Source organism: Nocardiopsis sp. TNDT3 (assembly GCF_003427465.1).
Lineage (GTDB): Bacteria > Actinomycetota > Actinomycetes > Streptosporangiales > Streptosporangiaceae > Nocardiopsis > Nocardiopsis dassonvillei.
In genome coordinates this window covers 1-2,388 of record NZ_QPFC01000062.1, presented here as the reverse complement: position 1 = coordinate 2,388, position 2,388 = coordinate 1, and the positions used below count along the sequence as shown (strand labels likewise).

Below are 2,388 nucleotides of genomic sequence, written 5' to 3'. Positions count from 1 at the left end.
GGGTGGGCACTCTGGTGTTCGCGGTGGCGATCGGGCCGCTGGCCCAGGTCTTCCTGCCCCTGATGCGCGTGCCCGATCCGGTCGCCGGGCGGTCCGGTCCCCGCCGGTCCCGGGGAGCCGAGCGCGGGAGTGCGCCGGGGCCCGTGCACCCGGAGTGAGCCGTCCCGGAGCGAACCCGTGCGGAGGGGCGTCGGCACCGAGCGGTACCGCCACGCGTACGGCCGCGGACGCGGCCGCTCGTGACGGACTCCCGGCGCACGGGGCGCCCTGTGCGCGGCGGGCGCCCCGTATCGCCGCGGGTGCTCGGCTCCGGAGGCCCGGCGGGGTTGCGGACGCGCCGAGTACGCCCATTCCGGCTGGCCTTGGCCTTCCCGTCACCGGATCTTGATCACCGCGTCATAACTTCTGGTCCAACAAACTCCCCCATTCCGCCACATACTTCGCTGCACCTGCCGGTGCACGTGCAACTGCGGGTGGCGCCCCTCCGGAGGAGGGGGGAAGATGGGGACCGCGGTGAACGGAAAGGACCGTGTTCGGGACGGTTCCTGGGCACCGGCCTTTTCGGCTGCCTCCACCTGGGCACATTACCGGGTGGAAGGCGAGCGGCGGCTGGTGCGGAGGCGGAACGTGGCCCGAACGGCGCCTGGCGGCGGTGCCGCCCCCCATGGCGGGCAGGAGACGGGACCCCGGCGGGACGCGCACACGGGTGCGCGCGCGGGCGGCCGTCGCAGGGCACCGCGCACCCCACGAGGCGCCGACCGCAGAGACCATGACGACCTGATGGGGGTGAGCCGCGTGCCAGGCTGGATCGAGGACTACGCAATGATCGGCGACATGCAGACCGCCGCGCTGGTCGGGCGCGACGGGTCCATCGACTGGGCGTGCCTTCCCGACTTCGACTCCTCGGCCTGTTTCGCCGCGCTGCTGGGCGACGAGCAGAACGGCTGCTGGACCCTGCGCCCCGCCGAGGGCGAACCGCGCGCCACCCGCCGCCGCTACCGGGGCGACACGCTCATCCTGGAGTCGGAGTGGGACACCCCCTCCGGGTCGGTCCGGGTCATCGACTTCATGCCGCCGCGCGGCGGCGCCCCGCACATCGTGCGCATCGTCGAGGGGCTGAGCGGCTCCGTGCGCATGGAGACGACCATGCGCATCCGCTTCGACTACGGCCACGTCGTGCCGTGGGTGCACCGGACCGGGGCCGAACTGGTGGCCATCGCCGGACCCGACGCCATCTGGCTCAGCACCCCCATCTCCCTCCAGGGCCACAACTTCACCCACGACGCCACCTTCACCGTCACCGCGGGCCAGCGGGTGCCCTTCGTGATGACCTGGCACCCCTCCCAGGTGGAGGAGTCCGACCACCTGGACGCGGAGAAGGCGCTCTCGCGCACCGAGCGCTTCTGGGAGAAGTGGGTCAACCAGTGCACCTACGAGGGCCCCTACCGCGAGGCGGTGATCCGCTCCCTCATCGTGCTCAAGGCCCTGACCTACCGCCCCACCGGCGGGATCGTCGCCGCCCCCACCACCTCCCTGCCCGAGGAGATCGGCGGGGTGCGCAACTGGGACTACCGCTACTGCTGGCTGCGCGACGCCACCATCACGCTGGAGGCGATGATCCGCTCCGGCTACAAGGACGAGGCGCTGGCCTGGCGCGAGTGGCTGGTGCGGGCGATCGCGGGCGAACCCCAGCTCATGCAGATCATGTACGGCATCCGGGGCGAGCGCAGACTCACCGAGTGGGAGGCCGAGTGGCTGCCGGGCTACGAGGCCTCCCGTCCGGTCCGGATCGGCAACGCCGCCGTGGGCCAGTACCAGCTCGACGTCTACGGCGAGGTCATGGACGTGCTGCACCTGGCCCGCCGCCACAACATCCGCGGCGGCGACTACCTGTGGGGCCTCCAGCGCTCGCTGGTCAACTACCTGGAGTGGTGCTGGGACGAGCCGGACGAGGGCCTGTGGGAGGTGCGCGGGCCCCGCCAGCACTTCGTGCACTCCAAGGTGATGGCCTGGGTGGCGGCCGACCGCGCGGTGCGCAGCATCGAGGAGTTCGGCAAGGAGGGGCCCATCGAACGCTGGAGGGCCCTGCGCGACACCATCCACGCCGAGGTGTGCGAGTACGGCTACGACCCCCAGCGCAACACGTTCACCCAGTACTACGGCAGCAAGGAGCTGGACGCGGCGCTCCTGCTGATCCCCGAGGTGGGTTTCCTGCCCTACGACGACCCGCGCGTGGTCGGCACCATCGAGGCGGTGCGCAAGGACCTGATGGTGGACGGGTTCGTGCTGCGCTACCGCACCGACCTGGACGACTCCGCCGACCAGCTGCCCGGCAACGAGGGCGCGTTCCTGGCGTGCAGCTTCTGGATGGCCAACGCGCTGCTGTCG

1 protein-coding gene is annotated in these 2,388 nt (G+C 71.8%); it reads left to right on the top strand.

The genetic code is table 11. From position 1 onward, the window contains the following. Positions 1 to 780 precede the first annotated feature (780 nt). A partial coding sequence (locus DQW06_RS01765) for a glycoside hydrolase family 15 protein (RefSeq protein WP_232832938.1) occupies positions 781 to 2,388 on the top strand: 1,608 nt, incomplete at its 3' end.